At 35.8% G+C, this 15,925-nt stretch carries 16 protein-coding genes; all 16 read left to right on the top strand.

Going from position 1 to position 15,925, the window contains the following annotated elements; translation table 11 throughout:
* Position 1 precedes the first annotated feature (1 nt).
* Positions 2-682, top strand: a complete 681-nt coding sequence (spoIIIAG, locus tag AZF04_RS10905) for a stage III sporulation protein AG (RefSeq protein WP_061948746.1) — start codon at positions 2-4, stop codon at positions 680-682.
* Between the two features lie 2 nt (positions 683-684).
* On the top strand, positions 685-1,377 hold the full coding sequence (locus AZF04_RS10900; protein ID WP_061948745.1) for a SpoIIIAH-like family protein: 693 nt from the start codon (positions 685-687) through the stop codon (positions 1,375-1,377).
* 549 nt (positions 1,378-1,926) lie between these two features.
* A complete protein-coding gene (locus AZF04_RS10895) occupies positions 1,927-2,295 on the top strand; it encodes a hypothetical protein (protein ID WP_045479782.1) in 369 nt (122 codons plus the stop codon).
* 214 nt (positions 2,296-2,509) lie between these two features.
* The gene (gene accB, locus AZF04_RS10890) at positions 2,510-2,998 is read left to right on the top strand and encodes an acetyl-CoA carboxylase biotin carboxyl carrier protein (protein WP_061948744.1); all 489 of its coding nucleotides are present in this window, start codon (positions 2,510-2,512) and stop codon (positions 2,996-2,998) included.
* 20 nt (positions 2,999-3,018) lie between these two features.
* Positions 3,019-4,374 carry an acetyl-CoA carboxylase biotin carboxylase subunit gene (accC, locus tag AZF04_RS10885; protein ID WP_045479787.1) on the top strand — a complete coding sequence of 452 codons (1,356 nt, stop codon included), beginning with the start codon at positions 3,019-3,021 and terminating at the stop codon, positions 4,372-4,374.
* A 22-nt stretch (positions 4,375-4,396) separates the two neighbouring features.
* A complete protein-coding gene (locus AZF04_RS10880; RefSeq protein WP_061948743.1) occupies positions 4,397-4,789 on the top strand; it encodes an Asp23/Gls24 family envelope stress response protein in 393 nt (130 codons plus the stop codon).
* Between the two features lie 196 nt (positions 4,790-4,985).
* Positions 4,986-5,381 (top strand): transcription antitermination factor NusB, encoded by a 396-nt coding sequence (gene nusB / locus AZF04_RS10875; RefSeq protein ID WP_061948742.1) that lies wholly within the window; start codon positions 4,986-4,988, stop codon positions 5,379-5,381.
* Between the two features lie 18 nt (positions 5,382-5,399).
* A complete protein-coding gene (gene xseA, locus AZF04_RS10870) occupies positions 5,400-6,743 on the top strand; it encodes an exodeoxyribonuclease VII large subunit (RefSeq protein ID WP_061948741.1) in 1,344 nt (447 codons plus the stop codon).
* Between the two features lie 12 nt (positions 6,744-6,755).
* Positions 6,756-6,998 carry an exodeoxyribonuclease VII small subunit gene (gene xseB, locus AZF04_RS10865; protein ID WP_061948740.1) on the top strand — a complete coding sequence of 81 codons (243 nt, stop codon included), beginning with the start codon at positions 6,756-6,758 and terminating at the stop codon, positions 6,996-6,998.
* The gene (locus AZF04_RS10860; RefSeq protein ID WP_082795324.1) at positions 6,995-7,876 is read left to right on the top strand and encodes a polyprenyl synthetase family protein; all 882 of its coding nucleotides are present in this window, start codon (positions 6,995-6,997) and stop codon (positions 7,874-7,876) included. The genes xseB and AZF04_RS10860 overlap by 4 nt, the downstream gene beginning before the upstream one ends.
* Positions 7,877-8,250: 374 nt before the next feature.
* Positions 8,251-10,143 (top strand): 1-deoxy-D-xylulose-5-phosphate synthase, encoded by a 1,893-nt coding sequence (gene dxs / locus AZF04_RS10855; RefSeq protein ID WP_061948739.1) that lies wholly within the window; start codon positions 8,251-8,253, stop codon positions 10,141-10,143.
* A gap of 7 nt (positions 10,144-10,150) precedes the next feature.
* Positions 10,151-10,975, top strand: coding sequence for a TlyA family RNA methyltransferase (locus tag AZF04_RS10850; protein ID WP_061948738.1), 825 nt, complete (start codon positions 10,151-10,153; stop codon positions 10,973-10,975).
* A gap of 152 nt (positions 10,976-11,127) precedes the next feature.
* Positions 11,128-11,577: a transcriptional regulator AhrC/ArgR gene (ahrC, locus tag AZF04_RS10845; protein ID WP_061948737.1), complete on the top strand. Its 450-nt coding sequence runs from the start codon at positions 11,128-11,130 to the stop codon at positions 11,575-11,577.
* Positions 11,578-11,588: 11 nt separating this feature from the next.
* Positions 11,589-13,292, top strand: coding sequence for a DNA repair protein RecN (recN, locus tag AZF04_RS10840; protein ID WP_061948736.1), 1,704 nt, complete (start codon positions 11,589-11,591; stop codon positions 13,290-13,292).
* 124 nt (positions 13,293-13,416) lie between these two features.
* Complete coding sequence (gene spoIVB / locus AZF04_RS10835) at positions 13,417-14,715, top strand: SpoIVB peptidase (protein ID WP_061948735.1); 1,299 nt, start codon at positions 13,417-13,419, stop codon at positions 14,713-14,715.
* A gap of 256 nt (positions 14,716-14,971) precedes the next feature.
* The gene (gene spo0A / locus AZF04_RS10830; RefSeq protein WP_061948734.1) at positions 14,972-15,790 is read left to right on the top strand and encodes a sporulation transcription factor Spo0A; all 819 of its coding nucleotides are present in this window, start codon (positions 14,972-14,974) and stop codon (positions 15,788-15,790) included.
* Positions 15,791-15,925 lie beyond the last annotated feature (135 nt).

The following is a 15,925-nucleotide window of genomic DNA, read 5'->3' as shown; positions in this document are numbered from 1 at the left end:
AGTGGGGGATAAAGAAAAAAAGGACAATCAATGGTTAAAAAAGCTATTTCAAGGCAGTGCTTCAAAGGATAAAACGAAGAAAAAAATCTTACCTATCCATTACATGCTACTTGTAGGTTGTGGCGGTCTGCTACTAATGGTTGTATCAGATATGTTTACAGCAGAAGATAGTGGGACACCTCCATCTCAATCCGTCTACAATGAGTATGAGGAAAAGACTGGTGATGAGGCGGAGGAAACGTTTGGTAGTAAAACAATAGAGCCAAACTCCATGGAAGATTATGAAATTCGATATGAGAATCAGGTGACCGAAGCTTTAAATGAAATTGTTGGAGTCAATGATGCAAGTGTGGTCATCAATTTAGCAGAAACAGAAAAAAACATATATGAAAAAAATGTGAGTACAAAGCAACAATTTACAGATGAAACAGATAGAGAAGGGGGAACAAGGAAAGTTGAGGATATATCAAAAGATGAACAGCTAGTCTTAATTCGAAACGGTGATGTAGAAGAGCCTGTTCTAATAAAAACAGAGAAACCGAGCATTCGAGGAGTTCTTGTCGTAGCAAATGGTGTGGAGAACGCACTAGTGAAAAGCTATGTTGTAGAAGCCGTTAGTCGAGTACTTGATGTTCCATCACATAGAGTGTCTGTAATGCCTAAAAAATCTAAGGAGGAATAGTAATGATTCTAAAAAAACAAACCGTATGGTTATTAACAATGCTAAGTCTGATCGTCGTGTTATCCGCTTATTTTTTCCTACCACAAAATGGAACAGAGCAATTAGCCTTTTTGGACAATGACGAAACTAATAATCAGGCTGTAGAAGAAGGGGAAGATGAGGGTAAAGAAGGAGCTGAAGAAGAGCCTGAAGAGGGAAGTGAAGAAGGAAGTAAGGAAGAAGAAGGTTCTGAAGAAGCACCTTTAGATGGTGAGGAAAGTAATGACCAACAGGATATGGTCGTCAATATTAAAGAAGAATTAGAAGAACTAGAAGAAGTCGGGCAAGTAGAAGAAATAGGACAATCAACGAGTGAAGTGTTTGCATCGATTCGAATGAATGAACAGGAAAACCGCGATCGACAAGAAGAGGAGAACAATACGGTTGCAGCTTCTCCTGAATCTTCACCAACACAGGTTGTAGAAGCATTAGATAAAAATAAAGAAATTAGAGAAATGGCTCAACAAGAAACAGAATTAGAAAAGTTTATAATGGCAGAGGGTGGATATGAGGATGTTCTAGTTATGTCTGTCGATAATGAAGTGAGAATTTATGTAAATGCTGAGGAGCTTTCTAGAGAGCAAACCGTAGAAATTATTCAATTAGCGACTGAAAAGCTTGGAACTGAAAAACAAGTGGCGGTAGGGTTCCAATAAATCACAAACAGTAAAATGTTAAATCGTTCATGTAGCGAAATATGGACTGCTGTGTAATGGATGCATACACAAATACAAATAGGACCTTTCTTCTTATCCAAAGAAGGAGGTCCTATTGAGTTTGTAGGTTCTCTAAGAAAGTTTGCGGACACAGGGCACGAAGACTTCAGTTGAAGGAAGTGGCCATGCCGAAATCCACTAAAAAGTTAGTTCGGCAGTACCCCACCGGACACAGAGTGTATTGTGTGAGTGAAAAGCCTAGCATGTAATATGTCTCAGCCCTGTCGAATTTGTAATATGCAAAGTATCTAAATCTCTTGAATTTTTTATTCATAGGTATGATCCCAGCTCTATTATGAAAGTAGACAAATGCTATAAAATATTTACAACCCTGAAGAGGCAAAAAACTTTTAAATAAAATAGAAAAACCCCTTTAAATCAGTTACTAGCTAGCATTTTAACTTACTTATCAAAAAGTAGTGTGCATTGAATATTAGGACGTGGTATAATACGAAAATGTACTTTAAGTAGTAAGAAGGAGCGATTATGATGGAATGGACGGATTTAACAGAAGGCGCAAAAGCGGTTCTAGAGCAAACAAGAAATTTAAAAAATGACCATATTCAAATCGTGGAATTTGAAATTGGGTTTGAGCAAACATTCGATAGTAACGATGGTGATTCATATGTTGTGTCAATCCAAGAAGAAGACTATCAAAACTTAAAGCGCTATACACAAGAAAATACATACGAAGAGCGTTATCATATGGCACGAAATAAAGACATTGTAAAAATTATATTATTAGAGGATGGAAAGATTCCTGATAATTTATCTGAGTTTCCGGTTTTTCGCCAATACAAAAAAGAGGCTTTATTAAAAGCGGAAGCGGATTCTACCTTACAAGATACTGAGGAATAATTGGAAGATAGAATCAAAAAGTAAAAAAATCTTCTCCATTGTTATAAAAATGGAGGTTTTTTTGCTGAAAAAAACGAATACAAATAGAACATTCTTTTTATATGATTGAGCAATAAAATACGACGATATTAGTCTTATGGTATAATATCTTTATGTCATTTTAAATCAATCATTCATTATAAAGAAGATACGGAATTTAAAGGAGCGTACATAAATGTTAACTGTAAAAGAAATTAAAGAATTAATTAGTACAGTAAATGATTCAAATTTAGCGGAGTTTACTTATGAACAAGAAGATATGAAACTTCATTTGAAAAAAACAACGAATGAAACGACTATTCAAGTGCCGACTATTCCAGTTGAACAGGTAAGAAATGTATCTCAAGAGCAAGTCCAAGCAAAGCCTGAAGTTCAAGTGAATGACAATCAGCCAAAAGTTGAAGCAAAGGAAGAAAATACTCAATTACACACGATTGAATCACCAATGGTAGGAACTTTCTATACATCACCTTCTCCTGATGCTTCTCAATATGTTGAAATTGGTCAGCAAGTATCTGAGAATTCAGTAGTTTGTATTGTTGAAGCAATGAAGCTTATGAATGAAATTGAAGCAGAGGTCAATGGTAAAATTGTAGAAATATTGGCTGAAAATGGAGAGCTTGTTGAGTATGGACAACCTCTATTCGTTGTAGAACGAAGATAATAGTAGGAGAGGGTATTAAGATGATAAAAAAATTATTAGTTGCCAACAGAGGGGAAATTGCTGTTCGAATTATTCGTGCTTGTCAAGAACTTAATATTGAAACGGTAGCTGTCTATTCAGAGGCTGATAAAGAAGCTCTACATGTAAAGTTAGCGGATGAGGCTTATTGTATTGGACCAACCCCTGCTACTCAAAGCTATTTAAACTTTACTAATATAATGAGTGTAGCTACATTAACAGAATCAGACGCGATTCATCCAGGATATGGATTCCTATCGGAGAATGCTGATTTCGCAGAGATCTGTGGAGCATGTAATATTAAATTTGTAGGACCAAGTCCACAGGCAATAAGCCGAATGGGTGCTAAAGATGTAGCAAGAGAAACGATGGCAGAGGCAGGCGTTCCGATTGTACCTGGCTCAGATGGAATTGTTGCAGATATTGCAGAAGGATTGAAGGTTGCAGATAAAATCGGTTATCCTGTTATTATAAAAGCAACAGCTGGGGGCGGAGGGAAAGGAATTCGAGTAGCTCGTACCCCTGAGGAGTTAGAAAAAGGTATTTCGATTACGCAAAAAGAAGCTCAAGCAAACTTTGGTAATCCTGGTGTCTACATGGAAAAATATATTGAGGATTTTCGCCATGTAGAAATTCAAATTATCGCCGATGATTTCGGTAACACGGTTCACTTAGGTGAACGAGATTGTAGTATACAACGTCGTTTGCAAAAGTTAATCGAAGAAACTCCATCACCTGCTATTACACCAGAAAAAAGACAAGAGATGGGTGCGGCAGCGATAAAAGCAGCAGAAGCTGTCGATTATACAGGTGCTGGAACGATCGAGTTTATTTATGACCATCGTACAGGTGAATTTTATTTCATGGAAATGAATACTCGTATTCAAGTAGAGCATCCTGTAACAGAGATGGTAACGGGTATTGACTTAATTAAAGAACAAATTAATGTTGCAAATGGGCATAAATTATCATTTAGCCAAGAGGATGTTACATTTAATGGATGGTCAATAGAGTGTCGAATTAATGCTGAAAATGCCGCGAAAAACTTTATGCCATCACCAGGAAAAGTACAAAATTACTATTCGTCAGGTGGTTTAGGAGTTCGAGTGGATTCAGCTGTTTATTCAGGCTATACCATTTCTCCGTTTTATGATTCTATGGTAGCTAAGGTCATTACACATGGAGCAACTAGAGAAGAAGCGATTGCGAAAATGAAGCGTGCTCTTTCTGAATTCGAAATAGAGGGTGTAGATACGACGATCCCATTCCATCTTCGCTTATTAAATAATGAAACCTTTATTTCAGGTGATTTCAATACGAAATTCTTAGAAGAAAATCAAATTATGAACGACCATTAAAATAAGAATGGAGGTATTTTAAATGGAAAATCACATGCTAGAATTAGATGAACAAAAGAATGAACTTGGTAAGGTTGAAATTTCTCCAGAGGTAATTGAGGTAATTGCAGGTATTGCGGCAGCAGAAGTGGAAGGTGTTGCTACAATGCGTGGAAATTTTGCGTCAGGTGTAGCTGAAAAGCTTGGTCGCAAAAACCATGGTAAGGGAGTTCGTGTTCAATTAAATGAAGACGGAATTAAGGTAGATGTTTCAGTTGTGATTACTTATGGTGTTTCGGTTCCAGAGGTAGCCAAACTTATTCAATCAAATATCCAACAAGCACTTCAAACCATGACAGCTATTGAATTAAAGGAAATTAATGTACATGTAGTTGGAATTCAATTTGAACAAGCTGAATCAATAGAAGAAGCATAGTTTCTAATGCTTGTCTAATTATAAGCAGTCAAGATTTATAGATCTTGGCTGTTTTCCTATGTGGACATCGTGAAAAAAAGTATGAAGTATCATAAGACTTGTATAAAATAATAGGGTAGTACATTTCCTAACCTTTTAAATGTGAAACATAGTATGGTATGATCAGAAAATGAATTAGTTCAAAGGAGTAATAATAATGAATCGAAGAGTAGCAAGACTAAGAGCTGCACAGGCTCTCTATCAAATGGATCTGGCGCATACAGAACCTGAGAGTGCTTTAGAAAGTGTATTAGATGATGGAGAGGTAGCAAGTGATTTTCTTAACGAGCTTATTTATGGAACATTAAAAAATAAAGAACAAATTGATCAGTTAATAACAGAAAATTTAACCGGCTGGAAAATCGAACGAATGGGTCATGTTGATCGCGCGATTACGAGAATGGCATTATATGAGATGCTTTATATAGAGGATATTCCTGTAAACGTAACTTTTAATGAGGCAATTGAGTTAGCAAAGGCATTTGGCGGTGATGAATCGGGGAAATTTATTAATGGATTATTGTCTAAGTCCATTGAGAAAATGAATCAATAAAAAAAGAGGTACAATAAAATGTCTCATTCAAACATTCAAACAGTTACTGAAATTACTCGTTATATTAAAGAAATAATGGAGAATGATCATATTCTACAAAGTGTTTGGATAAAAGGTGAAATTTCAAATTTTAAACGCCATAGTCGTGGCCATATGTATTTTACCATAAAAGATCAAAATTCAAGGCTACAGGCAGTTATGTTTGCTGGACATAATCGTTTTCTCACATTCAAACCTGAAAATGGGATGAGCATCATCGTTCGGGGTGAGTTAACGGTGTATGAGCCATATGGCTCTTATCAAATGTATGTAAAAGAGATGCAGCCAGATGGTATCGGAAGTTTGTATTTAGCTTATGAGCAACTGAAAACCAAACTGCAGCAAGAAGGTCTCTTTGACCATGCGTATAAGAAGGCTTTACCAACCTTTCCTAATAAGGTTGCCATTATTACTTCACCAACAGGTGCTGCTGTAAAGGATATGATTTCTACCTTAAAAAGACGATATCCTATTGTAGAATTAGCGTTATTCCCAGTGTTAGTACAAGGGGAGCATGCACCAGCATCTATTCTTCGAGCTATCGAGCAAGTAAATATTCTCGGCCATTTTGATTTGATTTTACTTGGGCGTGGCGGAGGCTCCATCGAAGAATTGTGGGCTTTTAATGAAGAAGTAGTGGCAAGAGCTATTTTTGAATCAAATACACCAATTATATCAGCTGTCGGGCATGAAACTGATTTTACAATTAGTGATTTAGTGGCTGATTTAAGAGCACCTACTCCTACTGGAGCAGCAGAGTTGGCTGTGCCTGATAAAAAAGAGCTCCTACATAGAATAGAGCAATTACAAAATCGTATGATGAGAAAAGTCAACGAACAACTATTTAGTCAAAAACGAGCTTTAGAAAGAATTGAACGCTCGTATGCTTTTAAATATCCAGCCCAACTCATTCAACAAAAAGAACAAGAGCTAGATACATTGTTAGAACGCTTAAATCGTGCGATGTCGCAACAATTGAACGATAAAAATAATAAAATAACGCAGCTTTATCAATTATTAATCAGAAATCACCCGAAAGATAAAATTGATGAACTGAAAAAAGACCTTATTAGACAAGAAGAACGTTTATTATCAAAAATTAATGAGACGTTTACTTGGAAAAGAAGCCAATTTCAATCACTACTCACTCAGTTAAACTTGGTAAGCCCTTTGAAGGTGATGGAACGGGGTTATAGTCTTGTCTATGATGAGCAGAAGTCGTTGATTAAAAAAACATCACAGGTCCAAAGTGGTGATTCTATACAAATACACGTTACAGATGGACAATTAAAATGTGATGTGGTGGAAGTTGTAAAGAAATAGGAGGGGTTTGCTATGGTTGAAAAATTAAAGGAAGAATTATCGTTTGAAGATGCGATGAGTCAATTAGAGGAAGTGGTTGAGAGGTTAGAGCAAGGCGATGTTCCTCTTGATGAAGCTATTGCTATGTTTCAAAAGGGAATGGAATTATCGAAAAACTGCCACTTGAAATTAGAACAGGTTGAGAAAAAAATGGATAAAATTCTCCATCCAGATGGGGAGATTGAAGAAGTCCAATTGATGGAGGAAACAGAGTGAACAAGGAGATGGAGCAATTTTTAGATGAGATTAAACCGATAATGGAGGAGCAGTTAGTTCAATCGATAAATGATTTGAACTTTCCAGCATCATTAAAGGATAGCATGATATACTCTCTAGAAGCTGGGGGGAAAAGAATTCGACCTATGCTATTATTAGCTACATTACGTGGTTTTAATCAACCATTAGAGCTTGGGTATGATATTGCCTCAGCCATTGAAATGATCCATACTTACTCACTTATACATGATGATTTACCAGCCATGGACGATGATGATCTAAGAAGAGGCAAGCCTACCAATCATAAGGTATTTGGCGAGGCGACAGCAATTTTAGCTGGTGACGCTCTGCTTACCCATAGTTTTGAAAGAATAGCTAACGCGACTTTATCACCTGTGCAAATCGTTCGATTAATTAAAGAACTAGCTATTGCATCAGGTCCCGAAGGAATGATTGGTGGACAAGTTGCCGATATGGAAGGTGAAAATAAGAAATTATCTTTAGAAGAATTAACGTATATTCATCAACATAAAACAGGTGATTTATTAACCTATGCAGTAGTTGCAGGTGGGATTATAGCGGGAGCATCAGAGGAAGAGATTTTTCATTTAAAAGAATTTGCCCAGGAGCTAGGATTAGTATTTCAAATAAAGGATGACTTATTAGATATCGAAGGTGATATTGAGTTAATCGGTAAACCTGTAGGTAGTGATGAAGAAAATAATAAAAGTACATACCCAAGCTTACTTGGAATTGAAAACACGAGAGAAAAATTAGAAGAGCATACAGAATTGGCTTTAGCACATTTAAATAAGGTGGACATGAATAGCCAATTATTAAAGGCTATTACAGATTATGTGAAAAATCGGAATCATTAACAAGGGCTCTTTTTAAAGAAGCCCTTTTAATCTGACTTCGTATAACTAAAAACAATCACCTTTGATGTTAGACTTATCTAGTCTTCTTACATTTTTATCACTAGAGATAGGTGGTTATTGTTTGAGGTAAGATTAGCCCCATGGTATAATACATTAAATCTTTGTAGACTTTTGGAGAGCGTTTACTTTCTATAAGTACTAATCTACATAGAAATCTAATTTCTAGAATGGATATTGAGATTTCCTGTTATTATCTAAAAATAATAATAGTAGTGATCTTTCTTGTATTTTTGATACAATGTAAGAAATTATGACGTTACAGCTTGACTTGACATAAAGAAAGATAAACTGACTCGAAAGTGAGTGTTTGTTACATGAATCTAATTGATCTGAAAGATCCTAAAATGATAAAAGATTTGAATAAACAAGAATTAGAAGAACTTGCAAAAGATATTAGACATTTTCTCATTGAAAAGCTTTCTGTCACCGGAGGACACCTTGGTCCAAATTTAGGCGTTGTAGAATTAACATTAGTTCTTCATCAACTATTTGACAGCCCAAAGGATAAATTTATATGGGATGTTGGTCACCAAGCTTATGTCCATAAAATCCTTACAGGAAGAGCAGACCAATTTGATAAGTTAAGACAATATAAAGGGCTTTGTGGTTTTCCGAAAAGAAATGAAAGTGAGCATGATGTTTGGGAAACAGGTCATAGCTCAACGTCTTTATCAGCAGCTATGGGGATGGCGACTGCGCGAGATATTAAAGGGGAAGATAATAGTGTCATTGCTATTATTGGTGATGGTGCTTTAACGGGTGGAATGGCTCTGGAAGCGCTCAATCATATAGGGCATGAACAAAAAGACTTAATTGTCATCTTAAATGATAATGAAATGTCGATAGCTCCAAATGTTGGGGCACTTCATAATGTTTTAGGACGCTTAAGAACGGCTGGTAAGTATAAAAAGGCAAAAGAAGAGTTAGAAATGCTCATCAAAAAAATTCCTGCATTTGGTGGTAAATTAGCTTCAACTGCGGAACGAGTAAAGGACAGTCTTAAGTATTTATTAGTTTCAGGAATTTTCTTTGAAGAAATGGGATTTACTTATTTAGGGCCTGTAGATGGACATGATTTAAATGATTTACAAGAAAATATGAAATATGCGAAAAAAACGTCTGGTCCTGTTTTAATTCATGTTTTAACGAAAAAAGGCAAGGGTTACGAGCCAGCAGAAAAAGATGAGCTTGGTACTTGGCATGGTCTTGGACCTTATAAAATGGAATCAGGTGAAGTGGTCAAAAAGCCTGGGCCTCCTAGTTATAGTGGAGTATTTGCGGAAACGTTAAAGAAAATAGCTCGAGAAGATGAGCGTGTTGTTGCGATTACAGCTGCAATGCCAGGAGGCACAAAATTAGATGTATTTGCGCAGGAATTTCCAAATCGAATGTTCGATGTTGGTATTGCGGAACAGCATGCTACAACGATGGCAGGTGGCTTAGCAACGCAAGGTTTAAAGCCGGTTTTTGCCGTATATTCTACTTTTTTACAAAGAGGCTATGATCAAATCGTTCATGATATTTGTCGTCAAAATTTAAATGTTCTATTTGCTATTGACCGAGCAGGTCTAGTCGGCGCAGATGGAGAAACGCATCAAGGTGTATACGATATAGCTTACCTTAGACATTTACCTAATATGAAGATTTTAATGCCAAAAGATGAAAATGAATTACAGCATATGATATACACAGCTATTCAATATGATGATGGTCCCATTGCTGTCAGATATCCAAGAGGGAATGGTTACGGGATAAAAATGGACCAGCAATTAAAAGCAGTGGAAATAGGTAAATGGGAAGTTATAACTGAAGGTAATGATGCCTGTATTCTGAGTTTTGGAACGATGCTACCAGTAGCTGAGGAGGCTATTGAGCATTTGAAAACGCTAGGAATCAATGTTGGGTTAATCAATGCTAATTCGGCCAAACCTTTAGATGAAAAACTTCTTCTCGAGCTTGCGAAAGCAAATATCCCAATGCTAACACTGGAAGAAGCTGCTTTACAAGGTGGTTTTGGGAGTGCGGTTCTCGAGTTTTTTAATGAAGAAGGCTATCAAGATTTAACGATAAAACGTATGGGAATCCCTGATAAATTTGTAGAGCATGGAAGTGTCAATCAATTACTTGAAGAAATAGATCTAACGGCAAATCAAGTGAGTGAACGTATTTTAACGATGATACCAAGACAACAACAACAAAGGGCGTAACAATAGAATGACAAAAAAAGAAAGAGTAGATATTTTGCTTGTAGAGCAAGGGCTTTTTGATACACGAGAAAAAGCAAAACGGGCAATTATGGCTGGTATTGTCTATAAGGAAACAGAAAGAATGGATAAACCAGGGATTAAAATTGACCGAGAAAGCCTGTTAACCATCAAAGGGAATGTGTTACCTTATGTGAGTCGCGGAGGTCTTAAATTAGAAAAAGCGATTAAGCAATTTGAATTAAACTTAACGGATAAAACCGTTCTAGACATAGGGGCTTCAACGGGCGGATTTACAGATTGCTCTCTTCAGAACGGAGCTCGTTTAGTTTATGCATTGGATGTTGGTTATAATCAACTGGCATGGAAATTAAGGCAGGATGAGCAAGTGGTTGTAATGGAAAGGACGAACTTCCGTTATGTCAAAAAGGAAGATTTAACAAAAGGAACACCGAATTTTTCAACGATAGATGTTTCTTTTATCTCTTTAAAGCTTATCCTACCGGTTTTAAAAAATATATTAGATGACGACGGTGAAGTGATTGCTTTAATCAAACCCCAATTTGAAGCTGGGCGTGAACAGGTTGGTAAAAAAGGAATTGTGAGAGATAGTAAGGTTCACGAACAAGTGATTGTTAATATGTGCGAATTTGCTACACAACAAGGATATGATATAAAAGGCTTAAGTTTTTCACCGATTACGGGCGGTGAAGGCAACATCGAATTTTTACTTTATTTATCGATTTCAGATCAAAATGAAAAAAATAGCTCTATAACAAATGAAGAAATTTCAGAAGTCGTTAAAACAGCTCATCAAAATTTTAGAAATTCATAAAAGAGAGGAATTCCTTCTCTTTTTTTTTATGAAAAATAAAACATGTATAATTATGCATGTTTTGTTAGCGAAAAACCTGAAAAGGTTGTCATTTCCTTCTGAAAAAGAGATAATACTATTAATACTATTTAGAAAGAAATTAGGTGACTGTTTTGAATAAGGGACAACGTCATATAAAAATAAGAGATCTCATTACAAATAATGAAATAGAGACACAGGATGATTTAGTTGAAAGGCTAAAATCGGAGGGCTATAATGTTACGCAAGCTACGGTCTCTCGTGATATAAAAGAATTGCACTTAGTAAAGGTGCCTATGATCGATGGACGCTACAAATATAGCCTTCCGGCAGACCAGCGATTTAATCCGCTTCAGAAACTAAAAAGAGCATTAGTGGACAGTTTTGTTTCTGTTGATTTAACCGATAATTTAATTGTTATGAAAACTTTACCCGGTAATGCGAATGCAGTGGGTGCGTTAATTGATAATTTAGATTGGAATGAAGTATTGGGTACAATTTGTGGGGATGATACACTTTTAATTATTTGTAAAGATAAAGAAGATGGTCCAGAAATTTCTAAACGATTTTTAGATATGCTTTGAGGTGATTAATCATGCTTGAAGAATTGACGATAAAGAATTTTGCCATTATAGATGAACTAACGATATCTTTTGAAAAAGGCTTGACGGTCTTAACTGGAGAAACAGGAGCTGGTAAATCGATCATAATCGATGCAATTGGATTATTATTAGGTGGCAGAGGTTCAGCTGATTTTGTTCGTTATGGTGAGAAAAGAGCAGAAATTGAAGGTTTGTTTATTGTAGAAAAAAATCATCAAGTGTTACATAAGGCATTAGAGCTAGGTATTGAAGTGGAAGAGGAAATGCTGGTACTTAGAAGAGATTTAACTCAAAACGGTAAAAGTATATGCCGCATTAATGGAAAGCTTGTTACTTTAGGAATTTTAAGGGAAATAGGACAAACATTAGTCGATATTTTTGGTCAGCATGAACATCAGGCCCTTATGCAAACAGAAGAGCATTTATTAATGGTGGACCAATATGCACAAAAGCAGCTTTCAAAAACCAAAAGTGAATATGAAGGGTTATATGAGCAAGCAGCGGTTTTAAGAAAAAGAATAAAGCAGCTGACGGAGAATGAGCAAGAAATGGCTCAAAAAATAGACTTGTATCAATATCAATTACAAGAAATTGAAAATGCTAAATTAACGCCTAAAGAAGACGAGCTTTTAGAAGAAGAAAGGTATCTCTTAACAAATAGTGAAAAGTTGTTTAACTTGTTACAAAATAGCTATCAAAATTTATATGGTGAAGCGAAAGGACTTGATTTCCTTTCAAATGCAGTCTCTGAATTAGAGGAAGCTGCAACCATTGATAAAGACCTAAAAAATATCCATGAGCAAATTACGAATAGCTTTTATTTATTAGAGGAAGCAACCTTTTCATTAAGAGACCGTGTAGAACGAGTCGATTTTGATCCGGAACGATTAAGCCATATCGAATCGCGACTAAATGAAATACAGCAATTAAAAAGGAAATATGGAACTACGGTAGAGGAAATTTTGGAATATGCTTCAAAAATCGAGGAGGAGCTTGAAACATTTTTACACAAGGATGATCAAGTAGAAACCTTCAAAAATCAATTAGATGCTGTGTGGTTGGACTTAAAAGTTGAAGCAAAAGCCATTACTGATATAAGAAAGCAGGCAGCAAAGCAATTGATTTCTTTCATTCATGATCAATTAAAATTACTCCATATGGAAAAAGCCCAATTTGAGATCCGAATTGAAGACCGAGTAGGACTTCAGGAACATCAGCGCTATCATAGAAATGGAAAAGATACGATTGAATTTTTTATCTCTACGAATACGGGAGAACCATTAAAGCAACTCGTTAAAGTTGCTTCTGGTGGGGAAATTTCAAGGATTATGTTAGCGATTAAAACAATTTTCTCTTCTCATCAAGGATTAACGTCTGTCATTTTTGATGAAGTGGATACAGGTGTAAGTGGTCGAGTTGCACAAGCAATAGCGGAAAAAATACATGAAGTTTCTATAGGCTCTCAGGTACTTTGTATTTCTCATTTACCACAAGTTGCGGCTATGGCTGACACCCATCTTTATATTACAAAGGATGAAAGTGAATCACGAGTAAGAACACAGGTTAAAACATTATCAAATGAAGAGAAAACAAATGAAATTGCCCGAATGATTTCTGGCGTAGAAGTAACGGAGCTTACGAAAAAGCATGCCCAAGAATTAAGGCAACTTGCAAAAAAACATAAAAATTTTATTTGAAAAGCTAACCAAATTAGGTTAGCTTTTTTCTGTCGATTCTAGTTATAAATGTTCGCTGACAAGGCAACATTAGTAATACAGCCATCATGGAGGTGTGGGCTAAGGAGCTAGGAGAGTGAAGTGTGTGAGAGGCGAAAAATTGAGGAAAATGGTGGGGGTTGTCCTTTTGATGTTCCTAGTTAGCCTAACTTTTTCTGGAACCGTGAAGGATATCTTATCGATTCCAAACGAAATAACGGTTTTTGAAGGGATAAAAACGGAACTATTTCAAACAACTCAAAATCAAGATTTAAAGGTAAACCATAATAGTATTTCTTATTCTACATTACAAGACAAAAAAGCAGAAACAACCTTTATTACGGCCGAAGAAATGGGTGAGCAGGAAATGACTGTAACTAAGAATGGTTTTCCTGTAAAACATGTTAATGTTAATGTACTTCCCAGAATGGAAGTTATACCTGGTGGTCAATCAATAGGTGTTAAATTAAATACAGAGGGTGTATTAGTTGTTGGGCATCATTTAATCTCAACAACCATTGGCAATGAGTCTCCTGGTGAAAAAGCAGGAATTGAAGTTGGCGATATGATCGTTAAAATCAATAATGAACCTATTCAACATATTACAGAAGTAGCTAATATTGTACAAAAAGCTGGTGAGGGAAACCAGCCGTTGAGTGTTGAAATTAAGCGAAATCATGAGACTTATAATAAACAATTAGTACCTTTAAAAGCCAAAAATGAACATTCTTATCGATTAGGTCTTTATATACGGGATTCAGCTGCTGGTGTTGGAACATTAACCTTTCATGATCCAGTTAGTCAAAAATATGGAGCTCTAGGTCATGTCATATCTGACGTTGATACCCAAAAGCCAATTATTGTTCATGATGGTCAAATCATTCGTTCTTCTGTAACCTCCATTGAAAAAGGGAGTAATGGAGACCCAGGAGAAAAGCTCGCAAGTTTTAAAAAGCCAAGAGATATTATAGGGAATATCGAAAAAAATAGTGCATACGGAATATTTGGTACTTTAAATAAAGTAGAATTAAGGAATAATCATTATGATCAAAAAATGCCGATAACGATGGCCCATGAAGTAAAGGAAGGACCAGCGAAAATTTTAACAGTTGTTAATGGGGAAGATATTGAAGAATTTGACATAGAAGTCGTAAGTTCTGTTCCGCAGAAGCATGCTGCCACAAAAGGGATGGTCATACGCGTGACGGATCCGAGGCTTTTAGAGGCAACAGGTGGAATTGTTCAGGGGATGAGCGGCAGTCCTATCATTCAGGACGGTAAATTAATTGGTGCAGTAACTCATGTATTCGTCAATGACCCAACTTCTGGATATGGGTGTCATATAAGTTGGATGTTAGAAGAGGCGGGAATTTTTACTCCGTACTCAGGAGCCAAAGCGAGTTAATCTCGTTTGGCTTTTTTTAATGTTACCGTATCTCAACCTAATTCAATATGGTAAAATGTAGATAACAAAAATATAATTCGACAAAAACGCATCTTAACACGATTGAAATCGAAATAGCTCGAAAAACATAGGATTAGAGAGTATTCGTGAGAAAAAATGATAAAATTAATAATTTTCTAATAAATATAAAGGAATTGAAGAATACTTGTCGAATTCGTTTAGAGACAAATTAACAGTTTAATGAGGAGGACATTTCGTGCAAAAGATAAAAGTAGCTATTTCAGATGATAATCGAGAGTTAGTAAATTTACTCAATGAATACATATCGGCTCAAGAGGATATGGAAGTAATTGGGGTGGCTTATAATGGACAAGATTGTTTAAATTTAATTGAAAGTAAGCAACCCGATGTCTTAATATTAGATATTATCATGCCTCATCTTGATGGGCTTGCTGTATTAGAACGATTACATCAAATGAATTTAGTACGAAAGCCTAATATAATTATGCTAACCGCATTTGGACAAGAGGACGTAACCAAAAAGGCTGTCGATTTAGGAGCTTCCTATTATGTTTTAAAGCCTTTTGATATAGAGGTTCTAGTATCAAATATTAGAGAAATCGGAAGCACCAAACAGTCATTTATTCAAAAGTCTAATTCGAATTCTACATCTACATTGACATCTTCTCATTCCTCACAAAGAAACGATAATAGACATAGCTTTAATTTAGATGCCAGTATAACAAGTATTATTCATGAGATTGGAGTACCAGCTCATATAAAAGGATATATGTATTTAAGGGAAGCGATTACAATGGTCTATAATGATATCGAATTATTGGGCTCTATTACCAAGGTTCTTTATCCTGATATTGCCAAAAAATTCAATACAACAGCTAGTCGAGTAGAAAGAGCAATTCGACATGCGATAGAGGTAGCTTGGAGTAGAGGAAATATTGATTCTATCTCTAGTTTATTTGGATATACCGTTAGTCATACTAAAGCAAAGCCAACCAATTCAGAGTTTATTGCCATGGTTGCAGATAAACTTAGGATTGAACATAAAGTGAGTTAATGGACAAAGTAAGGTTTAAAAAGTGGACACTTTTTAAACCTTTTTTAGTGGTTTAGAAAACCCCTGGCTATGCCGGGGGTTCAAAAGAGCTTCTAGCGTGGTATTAAAAAAACCTCACTTCATGGTAGGATAAAG

The organism is Alkalihalobacillus trypoxylicola, from assembly GCF_001590785.1.
Lineage (GTDB): Bacteria > Bacillota > Bacilli > Bacillales > Bacillaceae_D > Alkalihalobacillus > Alkalihalobacillus trypoxylicola.
Note: the sequence above shows the minus strand (reverse complement) of the source record. Positions and strands in the feature narration are given on the sequence as shown.